A 25369-nucleotide genomic window follows, 5' to 3' on the forward strand; every position below is an offset into this window, starting at 1 on the left:
GCCCTGTTCACCCTCCAGCCTTCTCCGCCGTACTTGGTCCCGGCTCCGCGTTCAAGAGCGCGGCCAGTTCGTGGGGCGTCCATGCTCCGCTGGGTCGCACGAGCCAGCCAGCATGTCGACACTGTGCCATGTAGTCGCCGTCTTGGGCGTCTTCGTCGAGTACGACTCCGATCCGGTGGTCCGGCCATGCGAGTTCGATCGGGTGCGAAATGCCCGCGACGTCGTACCCGGGGGTCGCCGGATGTACGTCGCCGCGGTCGGCGAGACTCTGGGCAAGTTGCTCGATGCCTGGATCTCCCATGCGGGAGAGCTCTTCCAAAAGCGCTGCCCACAGCCGAAGTTCGACCTCGCTCGATACCTTTTCAACGGCGCCCGGGGGCTGCTCCGCGGTCGCGGTTTCCGGTACCTGATCAGTCACCAAGTGCAGGCCGCTCCCGGGAATCTCCAGGCGCAGCGCCGAAAGCAATCCACTCCCGTGTCCGGCCGTGACAGCCAACAACCGTGCGTCGAATGTGTCGAGGCCGGTGCGGGCGAGTTGCAGTCCGTCGGCGCGGCCCTCCCCCGTCGGGTCGAGGAACTGGAGAATGTTCCCCCAGCACAGCCATGCCTTCCAGCGCCGCCGGTGTTCCGGCCGGTCGCCGTGCACCGCTTCGGCACGATCGTCCAGCACGGTCAGGGCGCTCCACCGTTGTCCGTTCGACAGGTCGGCGATCAGGACCAGTGGAAGGCCCGAGGCGTCGCGAGTCGAAATGAGCCTCATGCCCTTCCCACTGACGGACGGCTGCCGCTCGCCGCGCAGTACCGCTTCGATCCAGGGCACGGCGGTGACCGGATCCGCCTCGACGTGCTCCCCCGGACGCAGGATCGGCAGGAAGGCTCCGACGCACAGCTTGGCCAGTAGCTGCCATCGAGCGAGGTCCGGATCACGCAGAAAGCCGAGTAGGGACGGAATGGCTCCGGCGTACAGCAACTCGTCGATTTCGGCGGGATCACGGCGCTTCCGGGCCCACATGGCCCGGACCCTGCCGCCGGGGGTCTGCTCGTCCGAAACCGGGTACGGCGGCCATGCGGCGTCTGCCACGGGCCCGGCAAGCAGCCCGGCCAGGGGGTTGGCCGGTGCGCCTGCGGGTTCGCGGTCGTCGTCCGCCCGCTTCCGCTGCCTCGGGCCGTCGGCGAGGCTGTGCTCCCACGCCATCACATCGTCCCAGGTGATCTGCCAGACCAGGGTCCCGTTCGCGCGCAGTCGGGCGCGCTTGCCCGCGTCGTCGGCGATGCGGTTCGTGGTTGCGGATGCGTGCCAGCGGTAGCCGTCGAGGTAGACGGCGATCGGCAGCGGCGGGGCGCCGTCACTCGCGGTGTCCCCGGCGACGGGACGCAGGAGGAGATCGGGCCGAGTGGACTGCTCCGGCAGATACTTCTGGGCGACGACCTCCCAGCGAACCGGGGAGCCGTCGGGGCGATGCACGGTGAATTGCTTGCCCTGCCGGCCGGTGGGTGTTTCCTCGTGGCCGTCCACTCCTTGGTCCGGGAGGGAGGCCAGCCAGCGGTCGAGGCAACCGATGAAGCGACGTTCCAGGTCGCTCTCCGCTTGTTCGGCAAACCGCTGTTCGGCTCCGGCCTGTTCCTTGCGCACACTCCATCCGCTCGCGCCGTCGGCACCGAGGAGGCCGTCGAGCATCCACAGGGCTTCCTGGCGGTCGACGTGGCGATAGTCGCGCTGCGGGGCATAGCCGAGCAGGCACAGGTGACAGGCGCGGCGCGACCCCGGGCCGCACGGGCAGGCCCGCAATGCCTTTTGGGCGGCGGCCAGTACGGCACGCAGTTCTGCGCCGTCGCCCTCGGCGAGGCGTTGCAGGTATCCCGTACCGCTGGGCAACGCGTCGTACAGCACGAGGTAGTTGCGGGTGAGGCCGGTGTCCCGGTCGGGCGCGGTGCTGGGCGTGGAGCGGATGTGGGCGGGGTCGCCGCCGTAGCGCAGGGCCAGGCCCAGGTGGAGTGCGGCGGAGAAGGACGCGAGGCGCTCCTCGACGAGGAACGTCGCGGCGGGCAGCAGGATGCGCAGCGCCTCCGTGTGATGCTCGGTGGCGGTGATCACGCGCTGGTCCGCCGCGTGCGTGGGCCGGTCCAGCCGCAGCGTTCTGCACCAAGGGCGATGGTGTGCCATGTCGGGCCGCTTGGCGCGGGATTCGCTCAGCGACTCCTGGACCGGGGTGTGGTTGGGCTCACGGGTGGTGGCGCCGCCGCACTGCGGGCAGACGGTGAAGCCGGTGACCGTGACCGGCGTACCTGCGAAGGCGGTGTCGGGGCGGCGACCGTGTTTGGCGGCGCCGAGGTTGAAGCGGCGGATGACCGCTTCGCGCGCGTGCTCGACGCCGAACGTGGCGGTGGAGTGCCGCCAGGTCGCCTTGATCGCGGCCGGGTCGATGTCGACGGCCGTGGCGACGGTGTACGTGCCCCGGCTGCGGTTGTCGTGGTCGTCGATGATCCGTGCGTCGTCGCGCTTGTCGCGGGCGGTGACCTTGTGCGGGACGATCACCTGATGCAGGGCGCTGTGGTCGCCGATACCTCGGCCGCCACACCGCGGGCAGGCCGACTTGTCGGCAATGGCATTGGCGGTACGGACGTGTCCGCACTCCTTGCAGACCCGCCACATACGCACCGCGGAGCCTTCGTCGGCACTGGCCGGGTCCGTGCCCTGGTTGCGGCTCCCGAGGTCGAAGCCGTCCACGACGTGGCGGTATCCCCGCACGTAATAGGCGTTTCCTGGGGCGAGTTCGGTCAGGGCCGCCTCGGCGGGCCGCTCGTAAACGCGCAGTTCGCTACGCCACCTCGATGCGGGTGCGTCGTCGGTGTCGCTGCCACGTGTCTTCGGGGCGGGTTCCTTGTGCGTGAGCATCGCCTCCAGGCGCACGCCGTCCTCGACCAGGCTGTAGTTGGGCAGCAGGCCGCATTCGACCAGGAAGCCCTGGGCGCCCGACTGGCCGAGTTCCTGGAGCCGCTTGCCGACCCCGATCGCTTCCCGACCGAGGCCGCGCTTTTCGCGGGCCTGGTCTTCGATGTTGTCCTGGAGAGCGTCGGCCGCCTCGTTGATCAGCGCACGTCGCCGCACCAGCTCGATCCGTTCGGCCTCCCACGCCTTCTCGGCGTCGCGCAGCGCACGGGCCAGGCCGCCGCCTTCCACGTGGCGCCGCAACGACTTGCGGGCGTCGTGGGAGACCCCGGAATCGGGTACGCCGTCGATCGTGGGGAACAGGTTCAGGAAGTCCTCGACGAGGTCGGTGCGTTCAGTGACCGCCTTGCCGAACACACCGAGCCAGCCGACTCGTCCGAACAGGGCGGTCGCGCGGTCGGGCAGGGGTGGCACGTCGTCGAGTCGCCCGCGCGCGGCCAGGTCGATCAGGTGGGCGGTGTACTGCCGGCGCAGCAGTTCGCCCGCGGACAGAAAACAGCCGGGCGGCAGGATCGGGCCGGCGATCAGGTGGCGTGGTTCGGCGAGGTGGTACAGGGCCCGCGGGCTGGTGTCGGCCAAGGAGACCAGGAAGGCGTTGCCGGTGGCCCGGCCCGCCCGGCCCGCCCGTTGGGTGTAGCCGGCCGTGGTCGGCGGCAGCGATGCCAGGATCACCGCCTCCAACTGGCCGATGTCGATCCCGAGTTCGAGTGTGGGGGTACAGGAGAGGACATTCGGGTCGGTGTGCAACACGCCTTGTCGAAAGCCTCGTTCGACTTCCTCGCGCTCCTTGCGCTTGAGAACGCCGGTGTGTTCGGCGGCAACCACGCTGTAGGTGTCCGACTCGCGGTACAGCCGCCGGTAGTAGTCGGAGCTGTAGTCGCGCGCGGCGCGCCCGTCCGCCGCCGACGAGGGCACGATCAGCGCGCCACCGCAGCGTTTGAGCGGACACGGAAGTCCGGTCCAGACGGGAACGCGCTCGGGAGGCACGGTCTGCGTCCAGCCGCAGTCCGGGCAGGTCAAGGCGGCGTGTGCGGTTTGGTCGTCGGCGAGTGGGCGGACGCGGATGTGGCCGGGGGTGAGCCCGTACACGCCGTGGCCTCGGTTTCGGCCCTGTTTGGCGTCCCCCGTGGCTCGATAGGCGAGTACGCCGATGTCGTCGCCCGCGAGGAGCGGGATCAGTTCGGTGAGGTACCCGGCCGCGGCCGCGGCGTCCAGGCCGAGGCAGCGCAGGGTGAAGTCGACGAACCAGCTCTCCCGGGTGTCGACGCGCTCGAAGTCCGTCTTGCCGGAGCCCGCACCGACGAGCACGAACGCCGGTGCCTCGGAGTTGCGGCCGAAGGCCGGCATGCCCTCCGGGCGTCCGCCCCAGATGGAGTAGCGGCGACGGCCTTCCGCGGTGATGAACGCGTCCAGCCACGCGTGCCGGATACCGCCGCTTTGCCGTACGTGCTCCAACAGGCCGCGAATATAGCCTTCGAAGCGCCGCAGCCGTTCCGGGCCGGCGGCAGGTAGCGCGTGGCGGGCGGGGACAGTTTCATCCGGTGCTTCACCGAGCGGAAGTTGGCCCTCCAGATGCTTGAGATACAGGGCCTCGGCCGTCTTCGCCACGCGCTCGGCGTTCGGCACGTGCACCTCGGCCGCCACCGTGCGGGTCAGCTCCAAGGTGCGCCCCATGCGCGAATTGAGGCCGAACTCCAGGATGGTGTTGAGTGCCAGCCGCTCTCCGACCAGATTCCAGGCACTGGGCGAGACGCGTTTCTTGCGTGCCAGAAGAGCCTTCACCTGGTCCACGTCGTGCAGGTCGGGCGGAACGACGGAGGAGAGCAATCGCTCTTCGGAGACCGCGGCGCGACTGACCAGCGCGGCGATGAGCTCGTTGAGCGGGATCCCCTCGGTGCCCAGTACCGGATTCTCCCGCGCGCGCGACTCCAACTGCTGGTGTACGAGGGAGCGCAGGGAGAACTTCCAGGCTCGACTGGCCACGAATCCGGCGCGGTGTGCCGCGTCCTGGACCGAGTCGTTGAAGATCAGCGTGCGCCGGTGGTCGCGCCCGTGCTTGTCGCGCTTGGGCAACTCGCCACCGGTGAACAGTTGGGTGACCACGACCGAGGCGAGCGGGGCCACTCCGGCGCCGAGGAAGCGGATGCCCTGGGCCTGGGCACACGCGGGACAGCGATCCTGTTGGGAGTTCGCGTCGGCTTCGGCGTTGTCGAACCAGGCCAGCACGTAGACGCCGTTCTCGGGGGCGTCGGCGATCCGGTGGTCGTCGAGGAGGACTTCGTCGGGGTCGATCCGACGCAGCGCCTCGCCGTTGTCTTCGAGCACGAGCACGGTCGAGTCGTGATTGGCCCCACGACGCCCGCGCCGTGTGCGCTGATGGAGGATCGCCCGTGCCTGCTCGGCCGCCTCGGTCGCGGTCGCGGCGACGAGCGCTCGCACGCGGCCCTTGCCCGCACCGCCGCCCGCGCTGAGTCGGTAGATCTCGTCCGGTGCCGTCACCAGCGAATTCGGGTTGCGCTCGGGGCAGATCGCGCTCCAGCCGGACCGTCCACAGTGTCGGCAGTACACGGCGGGCAGCCGCCCGGATCGCCGGGCCAGGCGGCGGCGTTCTTCCTGCGGTGAATCGGCTCGCGGCGGGCGGCCGTTGCCCAACGCCGCAGGGGCCACGTCGACGGCGGTGGCCGCCGCCTGGTCGGCGTCGGACCAGGAGAAGACCGGTGTCGGGGCGACGAAGCGGAGTACCCGGGACAGCGCGCGCAGCCACAGGTGTGTCTCGATCATCAGCAGGGGCCGCTCACGCCCGGCGGGGGCGGCGGGGTCGTGGGCCACCGAGATCAACGCCACGAAGCGGGCCAGCGCGGTGGCCGCGATCTCGGGCTGTCCCGCCGCGGCGGTGCGCCACGCGGAGGTGGGATCGAAGGAGGACAGGGCTTCGACGGCGGTGAGCGGCGCGTCCACCTCGGCCCGGAGCAGGGCATGGGTCAAGGGGTGCGCGAGCAGTCGACGACCCAACTCACGCGGGTCGACGGCGTCACAACCGACGGTGGCACGGGCGACCGCGTCCAAGCCGGCGGGTGTGCGGGCCGGATCGGGTAGCGCGACCAGTTCGGCGGGGCTGGGCAGCGGCAGGGTCAGATCGACGGGAGACAGGAACGCGTCCAGCTCTTGGCGGTCCTCGCCGACGACCGAGTCGTCCGGAAAGCGAACGCCGAACACCTGCGACGCGAAGGTCAGCATGGGACGCGGGCCGGCGCCGGTGGCGTCCGGTGCGGGCGCGGCCGACGCCGGCAGACCCTGCGCGGCGCCCAGCGTGGCAGAGGTCGCCACCGGGCAGATCGAGCCGAGCGGACGCCCGGGCTCGCAGACCCCGACGGTGGCGGCGAGGCGGCGCAGCAGCATCGCCACGTCGGTGCCCTGCGCGCCGTCGTAGGTGTGGAACTCGTCGATCACGATGTAGGCGAGGTCCGCGTCGCGCCACAGCGGGGCGTCCTGCTGCCGCTGGAGCAGGAGGTCGAGCATTTTGTAGTTGGTGATCAGGATGTCCGGCGGGTTACGGCGGATCTCGGCCCGGTCGACCATCACCCGCCCGTACGGCGATGCCGTGCGTGACGCTTTGGCCTCGCCGATGTACAGGCCCGCCGTGACCTCGGCGAGGCGGCTGTCTTCGAGCAGTCTCCCGAGTCGGTCGGCCTGGTCGCCGGCGAGCGCGTTCATCGGGTACATCAGGATGGCCTTGATGCCGGGCCGGCCGGCTACCCGTGCCCGACGGCAGTGGTCGAGCACCGGCGTCAGGAACGCCTCGGTCTTGCCCGAGCCGGTGCCGGTCGTCACCAGGGTCGGCTGCGGGACGTGCCCGTCCTTGGTGGTCAGTCGGGCAAACGCCTCCGCCTGGTGCGCGTATGGCCACTGGTCTCCGGGCCACCAGTCCAGGTGCCGCTGCCAGCCGTCGGCGGCCGGCCGGAACGGGCGCCGGATGCGGAGGTAGGGGCCGCGGAACAGCCCGTCGGCCGGATCGGTCAGGAAGTCGGTCAGCGCGTCCTGGGTGTCGGGCTCCGCGAGCGCGAACGTCGTCGTCAGATACTCGACTGTGGTGTCGCGCAGTGTCTGCGCGGCCAGTGTGGGTCTCATGACGCTCGCAGGCCCCCGTGGTCGGTCAGGATCATCGATATCCGCTGCGCTCGATGATCCGTCCACCTTACTGGCGGTGTCCGACGGTGAGCCTGTTGTTTCACCTGGTGCCGGTTGGGTCGGTGGTGGCTACTTGGGACGTTTCCGCCGATCCGGACCGGGCCGCGTTTTCGATGCGGTCGCGTTGGGGGCGGAGGAATCGGCGTCGGCGCGGTGGAGGCGCAAGTCGGCCCAGACCGTCTTTCCTCGTCCACCCGGCTCGGGGTACCAGCCCCATTCGGTCGCGGTGCTCGCCACGAGGAGCAGGCCACGTCCGGATTCGGCGATCGGGGCGGTGTCCTCGCGAACGCGGGCGGCGCCGGGGACGGGAAGCAATCCGGAGCGCGAGTCGGTGACCTCCACGCGGATGGTCGCATCGTTCGCGGCCAGACGGAGCCGGAAATCCCGCCTGGGGGCGTGGCCATGGCATACGGCGTTCGCGCACAGCTCCCCCACGATCAGTGTCATCGCATCGTGGGGGTCGCTGTCGTACGGCACGCCCCATTCGTGCAGTCGGTGGGCCACGAGCCGCCGCGCGAGACGGGCGCCGCGCGGCGTCGAGCTGAAACGCATGGCGAAGTGGTGGGCGGGCTCGGCGAGATCCACAGGAAACGCGGTTTCGGGAGATGTGTCGGACTTGATCGTCATGCCGCCAACGTCCCAATCGGTGGCGTAGCGTGACCAGGGGTGACGCACGGACGTTTCGGGGTTGTATGCGTCGGGGTGGGACGAGTAGGCGGTGTGCGCCGTGTAGAGGACTTCGACGGCGCGTTGGGCTGGGGAGGGTGGTGAGGCCGAGTGGGTCAGAGCGAGATGGAAACGGCGGGCGCGAGACGATCGGACAACGGCCGGAAGACGAGCCGGGGACGGGCTTGGTGGCAGCTTTCGGTCGCCAGTTGAAGCTGCTGCGGATCAGGGCCGGGGTGGAGCGCGTCGAGTTCGGCGCACAGATGGGCTACTCGACCGCGACGATCGCGGCCTACGAGCAGGGTCGGCGCATCGCGCCGCCCAAGTTCATCGACAAGGCGGACGACGCGCTGGATGCGGGCGGGGTACTCAAGGCGCTGAAGGAGGACTTGGCGCGGGCGCAGTATCCGGCGTTCTTCCGGGACGCGGCGAGGTTGGAGGGAGAAGCGGTTGCCCTGTCGGTGTATGCCACGGTCGCCGTTCCAGGTCTGCTGCAGACCGAGGACTACGCGCGTGCCGTGTTTCGCATGCAGCGCCCCCTGTTGGACGACGAAGTGATCGAACAACGACTGGCAGCGCGTTTGGCACGACAGCGGATCTTCGGCCGTCGGCCTTCTCCGTTGATGAGCTTCATCATGGAAGAGGCGGTGCTGCACAGGCCGATCGGCGGCCGGATGACGCTGCGCGGTCAGCGGGAGCAGATCCTCCTCATCGGGCAAAACCGTAACGTGGAGATCCAGGTCATGCCGACCAATCGCGAGGACCACGCCGGTCTCGGCGGCCCGTTCAACCTGATCGACACCGCGCAGGGACAGCGCGTCGCGTACACCGAGGTACAGGACGACAGCCGCTTGTACACCGGGCTGCCAAAGATCCGCGAACTTGAATCCCGCTATGGCATCCTGCGGTCTCAGGCTCTCACCCCGAGTGAGTCGTTGGCCTTTGTCGAGCAACTGCTGGGAGAACGATGACCGTTCAGCGTGCCGCGCCACCTGTCCCGGAGGGCGCATGGTTCAAGAGCAGCTACAGCAGCGGCGGCGGCGGCGAGTGCGTGGAAGCGGCGACAGGCACCGAAGTCGTTTACGTTCGGGACTCCAAGAATCACGACGGTCCGATCCTCGCGCTGTCGTCCAAGGCGTGGACAGGCTTCGTCGTCTTTACGGTTGATCGGGCCCACTGACTCGAACTTGCGCACACCAGCCGAGAGGGCCATGCCTACGGATGAGCAGTGGCATGGCCCTCGATCTGGTAGCGATCACTCCCCCACGCTCCCGGGCGCCTTCGCATCTCCAGGCTCCCAGCCAGCTGCTCGCAGACGGCGGCTGAACTCGTCGTGCGCAGCACGCATTTCTCGCCTACGGTCTGCGCGATAAAGCGGGCCGACATAACTATCGGGGACAGTGGCCTCAAGCGGAAAATTCTCATGCGAACTGAGCTGCTTCCAGGCGTCCTTCGGCTGGCCGTAGCCGTGGACCTGATGTGCTTTGGTAATGCGACGCCCGGACGCATCGAACCACATATTCTCCTCATACTGCTGAAGCACTGGGAATCGAGCTTCGTATATTGCCACCAGCTCATCGGCACTGATCCCCAACCAGACAGCTACTAGGGCGTCGATCTCCACCAATGCAAAGCGGCGCAAACGCTCGGCACGGAGCGGGGTGTCGCGAGTCCACTTCGGAGTGACACCCTGAGCTAGATGCGTGTCAAACCGACCCGCGAGATCCTCAACCCAGGCGTCTTCCTGCCAGGCGGGATCATAAAGTTCTTCCCACAAGGCTGCGTAGGCGTTCGTTTGACAGTTGAGCCGTAGAGTACGCAACAAAAGTGACGCAGCCAAGGGGTGTCCAGGCGTCGGAGCTGGCAAGACCTTCGCATCAGAAGTGTCCAAATGCCCTCGCCCGGAGATGCGCAAAGCGTAGTCCAGAGGCAGTGAGGCAAAGAAGCCCGCCACCAGCACCGTGTCCACGGCGGAAGCAAGCGCAGCGCTCCGAACCGCATGGATATGATTGGCCCCTGGCGGGATCAAACTTGCGTAAAGACTACGCTCCGTATTCGATGCAATCATCTCTCGCCATGCAACACGATAGAACTCGGAAAATGGACGCATGCTCGCCGATCGAAGAATGTCTTCGATCGCAATTTGACGCTCCATGCCGCACAATTTAGGTTCCACAATATCGACTTCAGCCTCTGCCGCGGCATTGGCTGCTGAGTCATTCCTCAATTGCAAGAACCGCGCATGATCGACCCAGCGGTCCTGCCCGCGACGTATCGAGACTGCTCGGACAACTGCCGATAGTTTGTGCAAGGCACCGCATCTTCGGCAAGGTCAACATGGTCCCAAGGATCGTAATCCCGCATTGTTTTGGAACCAGTCTTGGGCGGTTGCTTCGAATATGGCGTTGCAACACCCAGCATCGTTCCCTGGATAATGACTTGATTCCAATGCTGCGCAACGCCTGGAGACCACGAGAAATATCCGGCCGTGCGGTCGTTCTTCTCGTCAAATCCGCGGCTGATACGCGGCTCCAGGGAGCCAAGGCGGTGAGACCACCGTGCCAATGCGGCGATAGCCGACTCTTCGGATCGCATAACCGGATAGAGCAGCTTCACCTCTTCGACAGGAGAAGCAACCTCTTCACCCGCCAGCGCTCCCCACTCAGCGAGTGTACGGCGGTCGACGGTGATGATGCGATCACGATGCGGCCGCAAATCCCATTTGCCCTCGTGCTTCACAGCAGGAACGGCACCGGTCCCATCATGCCGTAGCGACCTGGCCAGCACCTGCGGGTGCAGCAGCCAGCTCATGTGCTGAAACCGAATCTCACTATCGCTGGAATAGACATTCACACTGAAGTGGCTGCTATTGCCGACAGGGTTAGCAAAGAGTAGAAGCTCATTGGCAAAGTCTGCATGGAATCGCAGATGTCGATAGGCGGCCCGCCGCAGAGCCCGCTCTTTCGCCCCAGCCAGATGTGTCGATGGGTGGATGAGCCCAGCCACGCCTTGCCTCCCCGTCGTGCGCCAGGCCAGCACCATGAAAGCTCGATACAAATCCGGCTGCGTACCGGCAAGCTCAGGGTACATATCCAGCGATGCCATGAATTCGGAAGCCGCTGCATTTTCTCCTAGTTCACCCAGAAATGCCGATCGTGCACCTGGGCGCACCAGCACCGCCCCCTTGCGTTCCGCCCAAGCCTCGTTACTCGGCTTTTCGGCGAGTTCGAACCAAGGCTCGAACTCGGCGAGAACACCACCTTCCCTCCATTCCTGCTTGACCCACGGCGGGTTCCCCACCATCAGGTCGAATCCGCCCTCAACGAAGACGTGTGCGAAGTCCAATTCCCAGTGCTGAAACCCCTGTTGCGCCGAGATGTCGTACGCTCGACCGAACCAAGGGAAGGTCCCCCCAATATCGGTGGCCTCCGCCCAGGCCGAGATCGAAACCATCTTCGCGTCGAGTTCGCGCTCCACCGCATCGAGCTGTTCGAGGTCACGTACCTCCGGAATCTCAAACAATGAATCGCCATCCGCGTCCACACGACCCACGACCGCTTCGGCGAACTCCAGCCAGTCGTCCAGGGACTTGAGCGCCACCTGACGCACATCGCCGTTCTCGTCCTTGAGCCCCCGCTTGATCTTCGTCAGGTCCTTGTCCCCCACGAAGTAGGCATCCCGATCGGTACCGTCGAGCAAGCCAACCTCTTCCAACGGCCAGAACCACAGCGCGCACCACGTGTCCATCAGCTGCTTCAGCCGCCAGTACGGGCTGCCCTCCGTGCGCAGCGCTGCCAACACCGCGTCCCGGTCCATGACCGCGCCGGCCCGCGGTTGTGCCAGATCCTCCGGCCGCGCGCCCCACACGTCGATGCTCCGCGCGATCTCCTGCTCGGAGAGCCGAAGCCGCAGAACGACGAGCCCCCACAGGTACTCCACCCGCAGCGCGAGCGCCCGCAACCTGCCGGTCTGCGACCTCAGTTCCGCCTTGTCCTGGGTGTCCTCACGCTTCTGCTCCCGCCTCACAGCGGCGAGTCCGCGACCGCTGCCGCCTCCCGCGCCGGCCCCCGTGAGATCAAGCCCAGGCTGCTCCCAGATGTCCATGCCCAGGTCGAGCGCGCCCTGCCCGGAGTCCGCGTACACCGCGGGCAATCGCGGAGACTGCGCCGGCGTCGACACCTTCCCCGCCTGCTTCTTCGCCGCAGCGGCGACCGTCTTCGGGTCCCCCTTCGGCGCCCGCCGCATCGCAGCGCGCCATCGCATCATCGCCTGGATGCGTTCCGGCTCCAGCCAGTCCGCGACGGCCCCGGCCACCACACTCTTCGGGGTCTGGTCCTCCGCGTCCTTTGCCGGCTTGCGAATCGACACCGCCTCGGCGACCGATCCCCACCCCAGCGCGGGCAGCAGGAACTGGTGCACCGCCCGTCCGGGCAGCTTCTCGGTCAGCGGCACGTGCCTCGGTCGCTGCTGATCCTTTGCGTTGAGCCAGCCGCCCTCACTGAGCGATTGCCCGCCGTAAACCTTCCGCACCGCGCCGATCAGCGAGTTCCCTCGGTGCAGGTGCAGGCCGTACCAGGGGGCCTTCATCCCCGGATACATGGTGTTCAGCCACAACGAGATTTCGGCCAGCTCCACCGCAGTGTCGTTGAGGTCGACCCCGTACGCGTTGTGTAGCGCGATGTACGCCTTCACCTTTTGCAGTTCGCGCTGATAGTCCTCCGGGTCGATCTGCTCACCGCGCTCGTGCTGGGCCAGCCGCAAATACAGCTCGGCAAGCTGGTTGACCGCCTCGTTGAGGAACGCCCCCGACCCCAGGGCCGGTTCGCATACGCGCCAGCGCAACACGTCGGCGGCCTTCACCTCGGACTTCTCCGGCTCGCGTGGGTCGACGTTCCCGTCGTCGTCGAGCCGGAAGCGCAGGGCCTGTTCGACCGTGACCTGAGTCAGCGATTCGGGGGTGTAGTACGACGCGCTGGTCTGCCGATCACGGCCCGCCAGCCGGTAGACGTACGACCCCACGGGGTGCACGCGCGATACCTTCTCACCGGAGTCGCGATCCACCTCGTCCTTCACGAAGACGCTGTTGCCCGGCTCATCCGGGTAGCGGCCGGACGCGACCTGGCCGGCGTTGATCAACCACGAACCACCCTCGGGGTCACCGCCCTTGGCTACTTCGTACAGCGCTTCGCGGGCGATGAAGCCGGTGTATGACATCAGGCCCTCGTACACCGCGCCCAGGTGGTTGATGCTCAGGTTGGCGTAGCTGATGAAGCCACCACGCCCGCCCACCTTGCCCTCCTTGAGGGTCAGGTGGCGCAAAACCTGGTGCAACACCTCGTTGCGCAACCGCAGGTCGAGCGGGGCCGGGGTGGGAGCGTCCTCGGGAAGGGCATGTTCCGGGTAGGTGATCTGCTGCCCGACCAGCTTTATGGAAGCCGGGTCGAACAGCCGGGAACGAAGGGCCTCGATGCGCACGCCCTCATACCCGTCGTCTTCGGCAACACTCGCACCCGGGCCCGAGACATCAACAACCGGCTCCGCCTGGGATACCCCCGCCGAAGCCGCCGCGCCCGCGCCCTCGCGCGTGGTGAGCGTGTCCGCCGTCGGGTGTCCCCGGAATACCCGGTCGAAGAGCAGGGCGAGCGATTCGTGGAAGTGCAGGCCGCGTCGGGAACTGCTGCCCAGCTTCTCCTGGACGACCAGCTCGCGCAGCCGGGCGACGCTGTACCCGGTGACGTACTCCTCGCTCTTCATCGGCAGGATGACGAGTTCGGGTCGTGCCTCGGCGTACAGCAGGAACAAGATGCGGTACAGGTAACGCAGCGACTCGGTGGTCAACAGCTTGGGCAGATCGCCCGGTTCCTTGAGGGTCTCGGGCAGCCACTCCTGAAGGTCATCGGGCTGCACATCCTGAGCGCGGGCGCGGTTCAGTACCTCGTTGGCGATCAGCTGGACGGACTTTTGCAGGCCGACCCGCAACTCCGCGGTCACGCCCACCGAGTGGTCGCGCGACTCGGCGAGCAGTCGGGTGATGTCGTCGTCGACGCCGTCTTCGCGCGGGCGCAGCGAGGGCGCGCCGAAGAGCGCGGCGATCAGGTCGATCTCTCCCACCGTCGCTGCCTTCGCGGCCATCCGCGGCAGGGCGGTGTCGAGGTTGACCGCGAGGTAGCGGCCCCGCGCGAAGCCCTCCCGGTCACCGAGCACCAGCACCGCTCCGAAGAGCAGTACCGCGTAGCGCGGCCCGTTGGCCGCGGCGAGCACCCAGGCGGCCAGATCCGTGACGCTGTGGACGGTCTTGCCCGGAGCGACCCGTACCGGCGCGGGCAGCCGGTTCGCGAAACCGTCGCCCCGTGCGTCGTCGACGTTCTCGGCGAAGCCGCCGGCGAGGACCACGACACCCAGCTCGCTGTGCAGGACGGGTACGGCGCTCGGACCGGTGGGGCCGTGTGCGGTGAGGTGACCGGGTGTGCAACGGAATCCGAGCGCGTGCAACAGTCGCGCGTGCCAGTCGGCCAGTCCCGTGCGCCACTGGGCCTCGGGATTGCCGTCGTCGACCGGGCGAGGCGGCTGCGGCTGGAAGTCGGGCACCTCGTGCTGCGGACCGAGCGCCTTCAGCGCCGCAGTGGCGGCCTCCTGCGCGGCGAACGCGAAGGCGTCGGGGACGCTGCCGAACTTTTCGGCATCCCGACCCAGTGCCGCGCGGGCGTCGAGGTACACGCCGGCCAGGTCGCGCAGACCCTGCCGGGGCGTGGGCCTGCCCTGGCGCTCCTGGGCCGTCCAGTCCTTCAGCGGGCCGTTCTTGAGCTGCTTGGGCAGGATCTCGTCCAGGTAGAAGGACGGGAAGTACTCACCCTCATTGATCAGGGAGTCGAACGTCACGCCTGCTGCTCCTGCCCGCTGCGGTCATCGGTGTGAATGTCGTCGTGGCCTGTCATGTGCCGGGCTCCAGTACGGCCAGCACGCGCACCATCGGTTCACCTGCGGTCCGCAGCCGCTGTGCGGCAACGCGCAAGGTGTCGCCGACCCTGTCGCGAGCGCCTCGGCCGCCCGGGAAACCCGGAAGTGATTGCTGTTGCCAGCTCTGCACCCGCGTCTCGTAGTCCCGCAACGGTGCGTCGACTTCCCGATCGGCCTTCACGCGGAGCTTGTCCAGCTCCGCGCGGGTCGCGGCCACTGCCGCGGGGATCAAGGGCGTCAACGCGGCGAGGTCACCACCGGTGAAACCGGTGCTCATCCCGGGGCCGACACCCAGTTCCGCGAGCAGGTCACGGGTGAGTTCCCGGACCGTCGGCTCACTGTCGATTCCCAGGTACACGGCGAGCCACGCGACGACGGTCGGACGGCCCTCCTCGTTGGACCACACTCCTTGGGTGAGGATCACCGGCTCGGGTACACGTTCACCGTCGACCTGGAGCACCAGGGCCTGTTGGCGGCCGAGCTGTACCAGCACCTTGTCGGTGATCCATTCCACGACCGGGTGCAACTCGCCGACGTAATGCGCGTCGGGCCACAGGGAGTGCGAGTTCGTGTCCTCGCGGGCACGTCGCAACGAGTCGGCGGCGTCGTATCGGCTGAAGGTCAGCTTCATCCGTCGGTTGATCCCTTGGTCGCGCAGATACCCGGTGGGCAAAACGTCGAGCCGGTCGACCAGGTCCTTGGGGGTGTCGAAGCTGAGGTCGGTGCCGTGATCCACGGTGTCCAGGCGGAAGGACTCCAGTTCGGCGAGCTCTGCCAGACCGGCCCGAACGTATTCCTGGCGACCGGTGAAGAACCGCAGTTCGTCGACCACCGGAATGGGCGGCAACGATGTGGAATCTGCGCGGGTGTTGCTCTGCTCCGCCGAGCTGCCGGTGCCGGCCTCGTCTTCGGCGAGTGATCCGATGTCGTCGAAGTCGAAGTCGAACGCCGAGTCGTCGTCGAATTCGGCGTCGGCCGTTGGGTCGACGCCGAATTCGCTCATGGTCTGTCGCTCGATGGGGAGTCCGACTGTGCCGACGTCGTCACCCCTGTCCGCCGAGCGGACGATCAGATCGCATACCGCGTCCGCGGGGGCGACGCCCTTGAACAGCGCCTCCATCACCCGGACTTCCTCTTTCTGCGCGTCCTTCTCCTTGGTGGCCGCCTCGACCGCGCCCAACACCTCGTGCACCGTGGCCTCGCGAGCGAGGACCTTTTCGGCGATGGCCCGGTCGTCGAGCGCGAGTTCGTGTTCCGACGTGAGGATCATGGCCCGGAACTCGGGCGGCTCGGTTTGCCCGTAGCGGTCGATGCGGCCGTTGCGCTGTTCGACCCGGATCAGGCTCCAGGGCAGGTCCCAGTGGATGAGATGGTGGCACTGGCGGTGCAGGTTGACGCCCTCGGAGGCGCCGTCGCCGGTCAGCAGGACCCGTACGTCGCTGCCCGCGCGGGCGAACTCGTCGACGTATTCCATCTGAACGGTGTCCGGAATACCGCTGTGCAGGACCTTGACCGCGGCGCGGCCGTCGGCCTGCTTCTTCCAGCCGAGCAGGGCGGGCAGGACGCTGCCAAGCCAGTCGAGGGTTTCCCGACGCTCGGAGAAGACGACGACCCGCGCGTCACTGCCCGCGCCCACTCCGATTTTCTCCAGTTCGGCGACGAGACCGGCGAGCTTGGCCGTGGCGGCGAGGTCGTGAGCGCGTGCCGTCGCCCCGCCGAAGCGCTCCTCGATGGCACGGGACAGCGCGATCAGGCGCCGCAGGGCGGCGACTTCGGAGCCTTCGGCAACTTCCGACGGAGTTTCGACAGCGGGATCGGTGATCTTGTCGTGGCCCTTGGGAAGTTTGTCGCCGAGCTTGGCCAGACGTTGCCGCGCGGTCGTGAACAACGCCCGGTGTGACGAGAGGAAGGACTTGAGCAGGACATACGGGAAGAGGCGGTCCTCGGTGCTCCGGCCGGATGTTCGGGTGGTCTGTGCGGTCTGCGTTTTGGCGAGCCAGGATTCGACCAGTTCGGTGAAGACTCGCTCTTCGAGGTCACCCGCCGGACAGGTCACCGGGTAGGAGCCGCCGCGAGGTGCCCACGATCCCGCGAGGGCCTCGGTGACCTCGGTACTGGTCTTGGTGCGACGCAGCATGAGGTGATGCAGTTCCTCGGCTAGGGGCTTCTTCGGGTCCTTGATCGCCATCGGGTCCAAGAGGCGCATCAGACCGCTGAAGGAGACCATGTCGCCGTTGTGCGGGGTGGCGCTGGCGAGAATCAGCGCGTCGGTGCGCTCCGCGAGGAGGTTCGCGAGCGCACGGCGTTCGCTGCCCTGGTTGATGAGGTTGTGCGATTCGTCGATGACGACCGCGTCCCATTTGACGCTTTCGAGGAGCGGCTTATAGCGCTTCGGGTTCTTGAGGGTGTCCATCGAGACGATGACCCGCTTGTAGTACGTGAACGGGTTGCGCCCGACCGGGATCTTGCGTTCGATCCGGGCGACGCCGACGCTGTCCAGGCGTACCAAGGGAAGCGCGAAGCGCGTCCACATCTCGTGTTGGAACTGCTCCAGGACCGGGGCCGGGGTGACCACGAGGATGCGTTCGCCTCGGCCGCGGCGGATCAACTCGCCGAGCAGAATGCCGATTTCGAGGGTCTTGCCAAGGCCCACCACGTCGCCGATCAGCAGGCGCGGGCGTAGCGGGTTGGCGAGTGCCTTGGCGGCCGGACGCAGCTGGTAGTCCATCCGGTCGAGCAGAAACCCGTCGCTGAGCGCGAGGCCGCGTTCGGCCTGGGGCAGCGGGGTCTTGCGGTGTACCGCCTCCAGGAACAGGCGGCTGAGCCGGAAGCCGTCGGACGTGTCGGCGACGAGCTTTGTGTCCTCGGGGCGCAGCACGCGTGGGCGATCCAATGACGTGACGAAGCGCGCGTTCTGTCCGCGGACGAGGTCGGAGGCGCCGGTGGCCTCGATCAGGAACTCACCCGGACGCACCACGTGACTCGCCCGCACGAGCCACTCCTCGTCGCGGACTTCGATCACGGTGCCGGGCGGGGGCGGGCTTTCGGGCGTGGTCCGCGCTCCTGAAGCCAGCACGACGTCGGGCACCGGTGAACCGGGATCGACCTCCGGGGTTCCGGGCACTGCGTCGGGCATGCTGAGCGGTCCCTTCGGAAACGAGAGCTACGGCAGACTTCGGTGCCCGCCCGAGAGATAGCGCCACCACTCGGCGCGGCTCCTCGGCTGTCGGGCCATGCGTGTCTCGGGGCACGCGACCGGGGATCCCGTACGACGGACTTTATCTCGACGGCGTAGGACGTGTGGACGTGGTGGCTCTACAGACGTCCACTGTGCGAGTACGCCTTGCGCAGCCGTTCGGCGGCTTTGAGCGCTGCGGGTGGGGCAGTGTGCGACGCAGGGGGGCCTGTGGGCGAGGCTTTGAACTCCGAGCCGCTCACCGTCTGTGGCGGCGTCCAATCGGTTCGGACGGCGAAAGGCTCGGCGGCGGGGTCGACGGCCGTCGAGGCGGAGCCGTCGGCCGAGGGCGTCTTGGCAGGCGCTCCGGTTCCCGCCGGCGTCGGCGGCTCCGATTCCCCGTCGAGCACACCGGTCACCAAGGGCAGTGCGGGTTCGGGTTCCGGTATCTCGTCGTCTCCCGGAATCCGCGCACCGAACAACTCGTCGAAGAGGTCGGCTCCCGAGGTCCAGGGACCGTCCGGGGCCCCGCCGAGGTCCACGGCCCGCTGGGCCTGCACCTGTACCGCCGGGTCGATCTGTGCGGAGTCGGCCTCCGGCGGCAGGTCCGGGGTCAGGTTCGATTCTCGAACGGCCGCGCTCAGCTGCTCCGCCGCCGACTCCGGTGTCAGGTCGTGTTGTACGAGCAGTTCGAGCAGCCGTTCTTCCACGATGTCGAGAGTCGGCCGACTCTGTGGAAACTGGATCAGGATCTGGGCGAGCAGTGGAGTGCGCTCGTGGGGCACATCATCCCAAAGCGGCGAGGCGAACAGCGGCTCCGAGGGGTACGGAGGCTTCCCCGTCGTCGCGAAATAGAGTGTGGCGCCGAGAGCGTAGACATCTGCGGGAGTCTTGACGTGCTTGGTATCCCCCACCTGCTCTTTCGGCATGTAGCAGCCGGTGCCCATGGTCATGTTGGACTTGGTGAGCGCCTGGCTGGAACGGCGCTCCGCGAACACGGCAAGCCCGAAGTCCAGGACTACCGGTCCGTCGGGGCCCAGCACGACATTGGCGGGCTTGAGATCGCGGTGCAGAAGTCCCGCGTCGTGGATGGCTCGAAGGGCGTTCACCAAGGCGAGACCCACGGCGACGTAGGGGCCGATGGCCAAACGTTCATACTGAGAAACCATCGCATGCAGGGTCGGACCGTGCACGTAGTCGATGGCCAGCCAAGGCTGCTCGGCTTCAGGGTCGGCCGCGAGCAAAGCGGGGACCCGGTCGCTCACCACGGCACGTACCGCCTCGACCTCCTGGGCGAATCGTTCGCGCTGAGGCTGTCCGCCGTCGGACGCACCGTCATCGAGCAGAGACGGCTTGATCACTTTGACAACGGCCAGGCCGTCCGGCTCGGTGTCGTCGGTCGGTTCGGGAAGGTGGTACATGGCCTCCAGTTCGGGACCGAGCCGCTCCAGCGGAAGCCGGCGTGCGAGGTATGCCCGCCCCATTCCGCCCTCGCCGATCACGGCGAGGAGTTCGAAGGGTCCCAGCACGCGCGGGTCGACCGCGGCATCCAACGGCTTCATCGGCGTTCTCGTCCCCCACATGACTCGAACTCGCTATCCGGGCACCGGGCTTGCACCCGCCTTGGCGGGTTCCACCCGGTCTCGAACGACCATCCTGTTGATCAGTCTAAGACCGGAACGGCGCCGATCGGCGGTTGATCGACGTGCATCGGGTAACCAATCGATCACTGTTTCGGCAGCAGTTCGGGCGTGCCGCGGTTTTGCGGTTGCGCATCCACCGCGATGCCGAGATCATCCCGTCACACACGGTCAACGGGGGTCAATGATGCGCGCATGGGTGGTTCGGGCCGGTCGTGAGGGCGAGCGTGAGCAGGCTGCTCTTGACGAGGGGCTTCTGCTGGTCGGCTGGACCGAGTTGGGCGACCTGACTTCGGCCGAGTCCCGGGAGGATGTCAGGTCTCGGGTGGTGGAGGGGTATCCCGAGGAGGGTGCCGCTGTCGTCGCCAACTGGACCGGCCAGCTGTATCGCTTCCGCTGGGAGATCCAGATCGGTGACTTGGTGGTGCTGCCGCTGCGGTCGTTGCAACTCGCGATCGGCCGCGTCACCGGCGACTACCAGTACCGACCGCAGGCCGCCGAAGACCAGCGACATGTGCGCGCTGTGGAGTGGTTGGTCAAGGATGTCGCGCGCGATTGCCTGCGCCAGGATCTGCTGGACAGCCTGGGTTCCCTGCTGACCGTCTTCGAGCTCAGCCGATACAACCACGCCGAGCGCGTCGCCGCCGTCGTTGCGCACGGCAGCGATCCCGGGCGCCCTGATCAGGACGCGTTCGCCGCCGGGCTCACGTCACCCGGAAAGCTCTCCGACGCGGTCAAGGAGCGCACGTCCGGCGACCCGTTGACGATATCGATTCGGGATTTTCTGGCCATCTGGAACGCGACCCGCAGGTACTCGGCAGAGGTCGACAGGATCGAGCAGGATCTGGCCCTGCGCGGCCTGACCACGAGCCCGCCGTTCACCGAGGGCAGCCTCGACAGCACCATCGCCGTACTGCCGTTGGGTGAGGAACCCGACGAGTCACACACGAGTGGCATCACGCGGTCCGGCATCGCGGTCGCGGAGGAACCGGAACCGCAGTCGGTCGCTTACCTGGTCAGCAACCTCGAAGCCGCCAACCGTCCCCCGGTCTCGGTGCGGGTGGACGACAGCCTGGAGGCGGCGCGCACGCTGATGGTGAAGCACGCCTACAGCCAACTCCCGGTCCTGGACGCCGAGGACAGGCTGCGCGGCGTGGTCAGTTGGGAATCCATCGGCTCCGCAGGGATGAATACCCGCCTGGTGACCTCGGAGCCGAAGCTCGTCGACGCGATCGTGCGCGCGAGGGAAGCCGACCGATCGGACGACCTGCTGGATTGGCTCCCCGAAATCTACAAGGTCGGGTACGTCATCGTGCGCGATCAGGACCACCGGGTCTGTGGGCTCATCACCGCTGCGGACCTGACGGTCCAATTCGGCACCCGGGTACGTCCGTTCGTCCTCATCGAGGAGATCGAGCAGCGCCTGCGCCGGGTCGTGGACAGCCGTCTTCCCCTCGAAACCATCCGGAAGGTGGTGAGGTCTCGGCCGGAGTCGGTGATGTCAGCTGCGGATCTGACCTTCGGTGCCTACGGGCATCTCCTCAAGGATGACGAGAATTGGCAACAGATCGGCTGGCGGGCCGACCGCAACCTCCTCCTGGGCTGGCTCGAAGAGTGCCGCGTCTTCCGCAACGGCTTGATGCATTTCAGCCCGGATCCGCTCACCGACGACCAGTTGGCCCCTGTCGAAGGGTTGCTGCAACTCCTGCGCCGTATGGATCCGGACACCTGACTCCGTCGATGACGCCGCTACCGCCTCAGGGTCGACCGGCCAGTCGAAGTCACCGGGACGGGTTGTCGCGCGGGGCTTCGAGGCCGAGCCGTTCCTGAGGAATGCGGCGCCCGGCGGCGAAGCGCTCGGCGACGGCGTGGCGAAGGTCGGGCGGGAACCACGGAAGCAGCGCGTCGTGGGACCCGCCGGCAGAGTTGCTGCGGTCCGGGCAGAGCCAAGTCCATGGCCCGTCGACGAGGTACCGGTAGTAGGGCGCGGCGCGCTGTGGCCGGACGAGGGCGAGAGGGGCGACGCGGGCCGCTGTGGCATGGGACTTCGAGCGTGTGTCGGCGGCACGCGCGCGGTTCTCCGCATCATCGCGTCGGCTCCTCCAGGTGGGAGCTGCCGAGGCGACTGGGGCGAAGCCTTCCAACTTCGGCCAGCATGTCGGCTTCGAGGCTTTGCAGCCTTCGCCGGTTCTCCGTTTGATCCGCCGCGATACGATCCAATTCGGCGTCTGCCAGAGCGACTTCATCGCGAAGCACCTGCACGTGTCCTTCGGGGCATTCGGAAAGCAAGTCCGTGATGGCATCCCGAAGGCATATGTCCGCGGTCCGGCTGCGAGCAAGTTCCCGGTCGCGGGCCTCGTACGTTCGAGCACGTTCCCTGAGTACGCGTACCGCCGTATCTGCTTCAGCCGTGTCGACGAGCCTGGGAGGCAACCGACTCCACGCCGTCGTGGGTACAGGTCCGCCATGGTGGTCTCCACGGCACAGCTCGCTTGCTGTCGTGCCGAGTACATGCCACCCATGAGGCGGTGGTGATGTCGGCGGTTTCGAGAACCCGTGCCGCGAATCCTGCCTGGTCCGTCGGAACAACAACACCGCAGCCCAGTCGCGCGAGCGGCAGATCTTCCAAAGCGGCGGACAACGTGCTGGCCGGAAGCAGCGCCCTGAGGTGCGTCCAGGGGGTATCCGCGCGGACCCCGGCCAACGTCAGGGCGAGGGTGACGCGTTCCGCCACGCGCTGGTCGTCGAGTGCCGCCGGTGCTTTCGCCAGCTGCTCAATCCGCCAGACCTTGTGCCGTGCGGGCGCACTTCCGTATGCGACCCCGGCGGCTTCGGAGGCGGCGACAGCTTCGTCGGACAGTGCGGCCAACCGTCGTCATAGCAACCCCGCACGTCGGGTGCACTCCTTGCGCAGGGACGCGGCATCGTGCTCGTCCGCGACGGGTTCGATGACCTTGCCGTTTACAGTAGCGCGTGTCTTCAATCTCCCGTCGGGCTCCGCGGCGTGAGCGCGGTGAGGAGCCCGACGGGAGATGCCGTGCATCGGCGTGCCGGAGAAGCAGGTGCATAGTGGTTCTATTCGCCTGTTTCTCCGGGGCGGTGAGGTGCGGTGCCGGGCGTCGTGGAGCCCGGCGGGAGATTGAAGACACACGCCAGGGGTGGGACGGGTCAGGCGCGCTGTTCGGTGGCGCGTTCGGCGGCCTTTTCGGCGGCCTTGTCCGCCTGGAAGCCGTCCTCGTCGCGGCCCTTGCGCCAGTAGCCGGAGAAGGAGATGTCGGTACGGTCGACGCCGCGCTCGTCGACGAGGTGTCGGCGCAGTTCCTTGACCACGCCGGCCTCGCCGTGCACGAACGCGTGCACCCGGCCGGTCGGGAACTCCAGCGCGCGCAGCGCGTCGAGCAGGCCGGGGCCGGCGTCACGGGTGATCCAGGTGATGTCGAGATCCAGGTCGGGGTGCGTCGCGGGCAGGATGCCGGTGGGCGCCTCGGCCGCGGTGCCCACCTCGAGGAGCGCGATCGCCCGGGCGGCGGCGGGCAGCCGTTCCATCGACGCGGCGATCGCCGGGTAGGCGCTCTCGTCGCCGACGAACAGGTGCCAGTCCGCCTCGGGGTCGGGCGCGTAGGCGCCGCCGGGGCCGAGCAGGCGCAGCGTGTCGCCCGGCTTGGCGCGCGCCGCCCAGGGGCCGGCCAGGCCCTCGTCGCCGTGGTGCACGAATTCGATGGTCAACTCGCCGGCCGCCGGGTTGTTCGCGCGCACCGTGTACGTACGGGTGCGCGGCCAGTCCTCGCGCGGGAGTTCGGCCCGGATGACCTCCATGTCGAACGGCTCCGGGTAGGTCACCCCGGGCAGCGGGAAGAGCACCTTGACGTAGGCGTCGGTGTAGCCGTTGTCGGTGAAGTTCCGGTGGCCCTCGCCGCCGGCGACGATCCGGATGAGGTGCGGGCCGACCTGTTCGGTGGTGCGCACCTCGAGTTCGATCAGCTTGCGGGGCTTGCGTACCGGGCTGTCCGCCATGGGGTTCTCCTCGCCTGCACTGTGCGACTCGGCGTGTGTTTGTTAGGTAACCCTAACCTGATGTGCGCGCCGTCGGTCGTGCAGGGCCGGCAAGATCCTCGCCGGGGCCGGGCCGAGACCCCTGGCGCCACGGGGTGAGTTCGGCGCGCTTGGGTGCGCGGCCGTCGCCGGAGGAGCGGCCGGTGGCCCGGCGGGCGAGCCAGGGGCCGAGGTGGGTACGGGCCCAGCGCGCGTCGGCGCGCCTGCGATCGCCCCAGGTGCGCGGTGCGGCGGCGGGCAGCGGTGCGCGCCAGTCGTCGTCGCCGGGCAGGCCGAGCGCCCGCGCGGTGGCCTCGGCGACGCGGCGGTGTCCCTCGGTGGACAGGTGCAGCCGGTCGTCGGCCCACAGCCGGGGATCGTCGAAGACGCGCGCGGTGAACAGGTCGACCACGGTGGCGTCGTGACGGGCGCCGACGGTGTCCACGAACTCCACCAGGCGTTCGATCCGGGGCATCAGCCGGGCGGAGGAGCGCAGTCGGCGGGTGGGGTCGGTGCTGCGGAACAGCACCAGGTGTCCGCCGCCGGCGGCGAGCTTGGCCGCGGCCTGCTCGAACACCGCGCAGACCGCGCCGACGTCGCAGCGCGGGCGCAGCACGTCGTTGAGACCGCCGGCGAGGCTGATCAGCGCGCCGTCGAGCGCGACGGCGGTGTCGACCTGCTCGTCCGCGATCTGCCGGATCAGCTTTCCGCGCACGGCCAGGTTGGCGTAGCGCAGCGTGGGCGTGTCGACGGCCAGTCGGTCCGCGAGCAGGTCGGCCCAGCCCCGGTAGTTGCCCTGGGCGTCCGGGTCGGACATGCCTTCGGTGAAGGAGTCGCCTACCGCGACGAAGGTTTCGAAGGTGGGGTGTGTGTTGAGCATCGCCCTGCGAGCCTAGTGCGGGTCGCGATCGTGTGTCGGTGGGGTGGGGTCGGTGTGCTCCCGGCGTTGGGCCACTCCGAAGAAATAGTCGCCGAGGAGGGACTTGCTGCCGATGACGTCGAGGCCGTGTCGAGGAAGTTCGGCGAGGAAGTCGCGGGCGTCGAAGCGGTCCTCGGTGGGGTGGTCGAACAGCAGGGCCAGGGTGGGGCGGGCCAGTGCGCGGGCGGTCATCTCGGAGAAGTAGAACCGTCCGCCCGGGCGCAACACCCGGCCCACCTCGGCCAGGCAGGCGCGCCAGTCCGGGATGTGGTGCACGATCGCGAAGTCGAAGACCGCGTCGTAGCTCGCGTCCGCCGCGTCCACCGCGGTGCGCAGGTCGGTGGCCGAACCCTGGACGATGGCGACCCGGCTGTTGCCGTGCCAGCGCCGCCGGGCCCGGGCGAGCGAGTCGGGGTCGACGTCGATGCCGTCCACCCGCGCGGCGCCGAAGCGGTTCAGGATCAGCTCGATGCCCCGGCCGGTGCCGCAGCCGATCTCCAGCGCGTGTGCGCCCGGGTCGAGCCGGCCGCCCAGGCGCAGCAGCAGGGGTGTCTCGTACCAGATCTGCGGGCCTCGGCGCAGTGGACTGGCCACGACCATCTTCTCGACCGTGTTCATCCGCATGGCGGTTCCCCCTGGTTCGCCGGGCACCGGTTTGCGCATCCGCCCGGTTGCCGAGTGTGACCGACGCCCCACGATGGGCCATCGCGTGATATGCGTCAAGGACCGGGAGGGGCGGTGTCGGTGTGCTCTCCGTATCGGTGGACCGGAGGCGTTAGCCTTCGGAGGCGGGTCGGTGGTGCGTGCGCGCCGAGTTCGATGGATGGGTGTCGGTCCGGTCG

13 protein-coding genes are annotated in these 25369 nt (G+C 68.0%); 3 read left to right on the top strand and 10 right to left on the bottom strand.

All coding sequences use genetic code 11. From position 1 onward, the window contains the following. Window positions 1-7 precede the first annotated feature (7 nt). Window positions 8-7078: a DEAD/DEAH box helicase gene (locus B4N89_RS29730; RefSeq protein WP_078978840.1), complete on the bottom strand. Its 7071-nt coding sequence runs from the start codon at window positions 7076-7078 to the stop codon at window positions 8-10. A 129-nt stretch (window positions 7079-7207) separates the two neighbouring features. Further along, on the bottom strand, window positions 7208-7765 hold the full coding sequence (locus tag B4N89_RS29735) for an ATP-binding protein (RefSeq protein WP_078978841.1): 558 nt from the start codon (window positions 7763-7765) through the stop codon (window positions 7208-7210). A 65-nt stretch (window positions 7766-7830) separates the two neighbouring features. Here B4N89_RS29735 and B4N89_RS29740 point away from each other — a divergent pair, with 65 nt between their 5' ends. Together B4N89_RS29740 and B4N89_RS29745 are read left to right on the top strand one after the other, a co-directional pair. Continuing rightward, complete coding sequence (locus B4N89_RS29740; protein WP_078978842.1) at window positions 7831-8775, top strand: helix-turn-helix domain-containing protein; 945 nt, start codon at window positions 7831-7833, stop codon at window positions 8773-8775. Next, entirely contained in the window at window positions 8772-8984 is a 213-nt protein-coding gene (locus B4N89_RS29745; RefSeq protein ID WP_078978843.1) for a DUF397 domain-containing protein, read from the top strand. Before B4N89_RS29740 ends, B4N89_RS29745 begins: the two co-directional genes overlap by 4 nt. 75 nt (window positions 8985-9059) lie before the next feature. On the opposite strand, the gene B4N89_RS49150 is transcribed toward B4N89_RS29745, so the two are convergent. The 4 genes from B4N89_RS49150 to B4N89_RS49155 form a co-directional block, all read right to left on the bottom strand. Then, window positions 9060-9959: a hypothetical protein gene (locus B4N89_RS49150; protein WP_143658127.1), complete on the bottom strand. Its 900-nt coding sequence runs from the start codon at window positions 9957-9959 to the stop codon at window positions 9060-9062. Window positions 9960-10027: 68 nt separating this feature from the next. Then, entirely contained in the window at window positions 10028-14683 is a 4656-nt protein-coding gene (locus tag B4N89_RS29750) for a DNA methyltransferase (RefSeq protein ID WP_078978844.1), read from the bottom strand. 52 nt (window positions 14684-14735) lie between these two features. Beyond that, window positions 14736-17897 (bottom strand): DEAD/DEAH box helicase, encoded by a 3162-nt coding sequence (locus tag B4N89_RS29755; protein ID WP_078978845.1) that lies wholly within the window; start codon window positions 17895-17897, stop codon window positions 14736-14738. A 179-nt stretch (window positions 17898-18076) separates the two neighbouring features. After that, window positions 18077-19498 carry a serine/threonine protein kinase gene (locus B4N89_RS49155; protein ID WP_161500860.1) on the bottom strand — a complete coding sequence of 474 codons (1422 nt, stop codon included), beginning with the start codon at window positions 19496-19498 and terminating at the stop codon, window positions 18077-18079. Window positions 19499-19760: 262 nt separating this feature from the next. Here B4N89_RS49155 and B4N89_RS29765 point away from each other — a divergent pair, with 262 nt between their 5' ends. Then, on the top strand, window positions 19761-21308 hold the full coding sequence (locus B4N89_RS29765; protein ID WP_161500861.1) for a CBS domain-containing protein: 1548 nt from the start codon (window positions 19761-19763) through the stop codon (window positions 21306-21308). Window positions 21309-21980: 672 nt separating this feature from the next. On the opposite strand, the gene B4N89_RS49160 is transcribed toward B4N89_RS29765, so the two are convergent. The 4 genes from B4N89_RS49160 to B4N89_RS29780 form a co-directional block, all read right to left on the bottom strand. After that, on the bottom strand, window positions 21981-22445 hold the full coding sequence (locus B4N89_RS49160) for a hypothetical protein (RefSeq protein ID WP_143658128.1): 465 nt from the start codon (window positions 22443-22445) through the stop codon (window positions 21981-21983). A 299-nt stretch (window positions 22446-22744) separates the two neighbouring features. Further along, on the bottom strand, window positions 22745-23590 hold the full coding sequence (locus B4N89_RS29770) for a siderophore-interacting protein (RefSeq protein WP_078978847.1): 846 nt from the start codon (window positions 23588-23590) through the stop codon (window positions 22745-22747). A gap of 52 nt (window positions 23591-23642) precedes the next feature. Beyond that, window positions 23643-24488 carry an SGNH/GDSL hydrolase family protein gene (locus B4N89_RS29775; protein ID WP_078978848.1) on the bottom strand — a complete coding sequence of 282 codons (846 nt, stop codon included), beginning with the start codon at window positions 24486-24488 and terminating at the stop codon, window positions 23643-23645. A 12-nt stretch (window positions 24489-24500) separates the two neighbouring features. Then, on the bottom strand, window positions 24501-25151 hold the full coding sequence (locus tag B4N89_RS29780; RefSeq protein WP_235618848.1) for a class I SAM-dependent methyltransferase: 651 nt from the start codon (window positions 25149-25151) through the stop codon (window positions 24501-24503). Window positions 25152-25369: the final 218 nt, after the last annotated feature.

Source organism: Embleya scabrispora, from assembly GCF_002024165.1.
GTDB lineage: Bacteria > Actinomycetota > Actinomycetes > Streptomycetales > Streptomycetaceae > Embleya > Embleya scabrispora_A.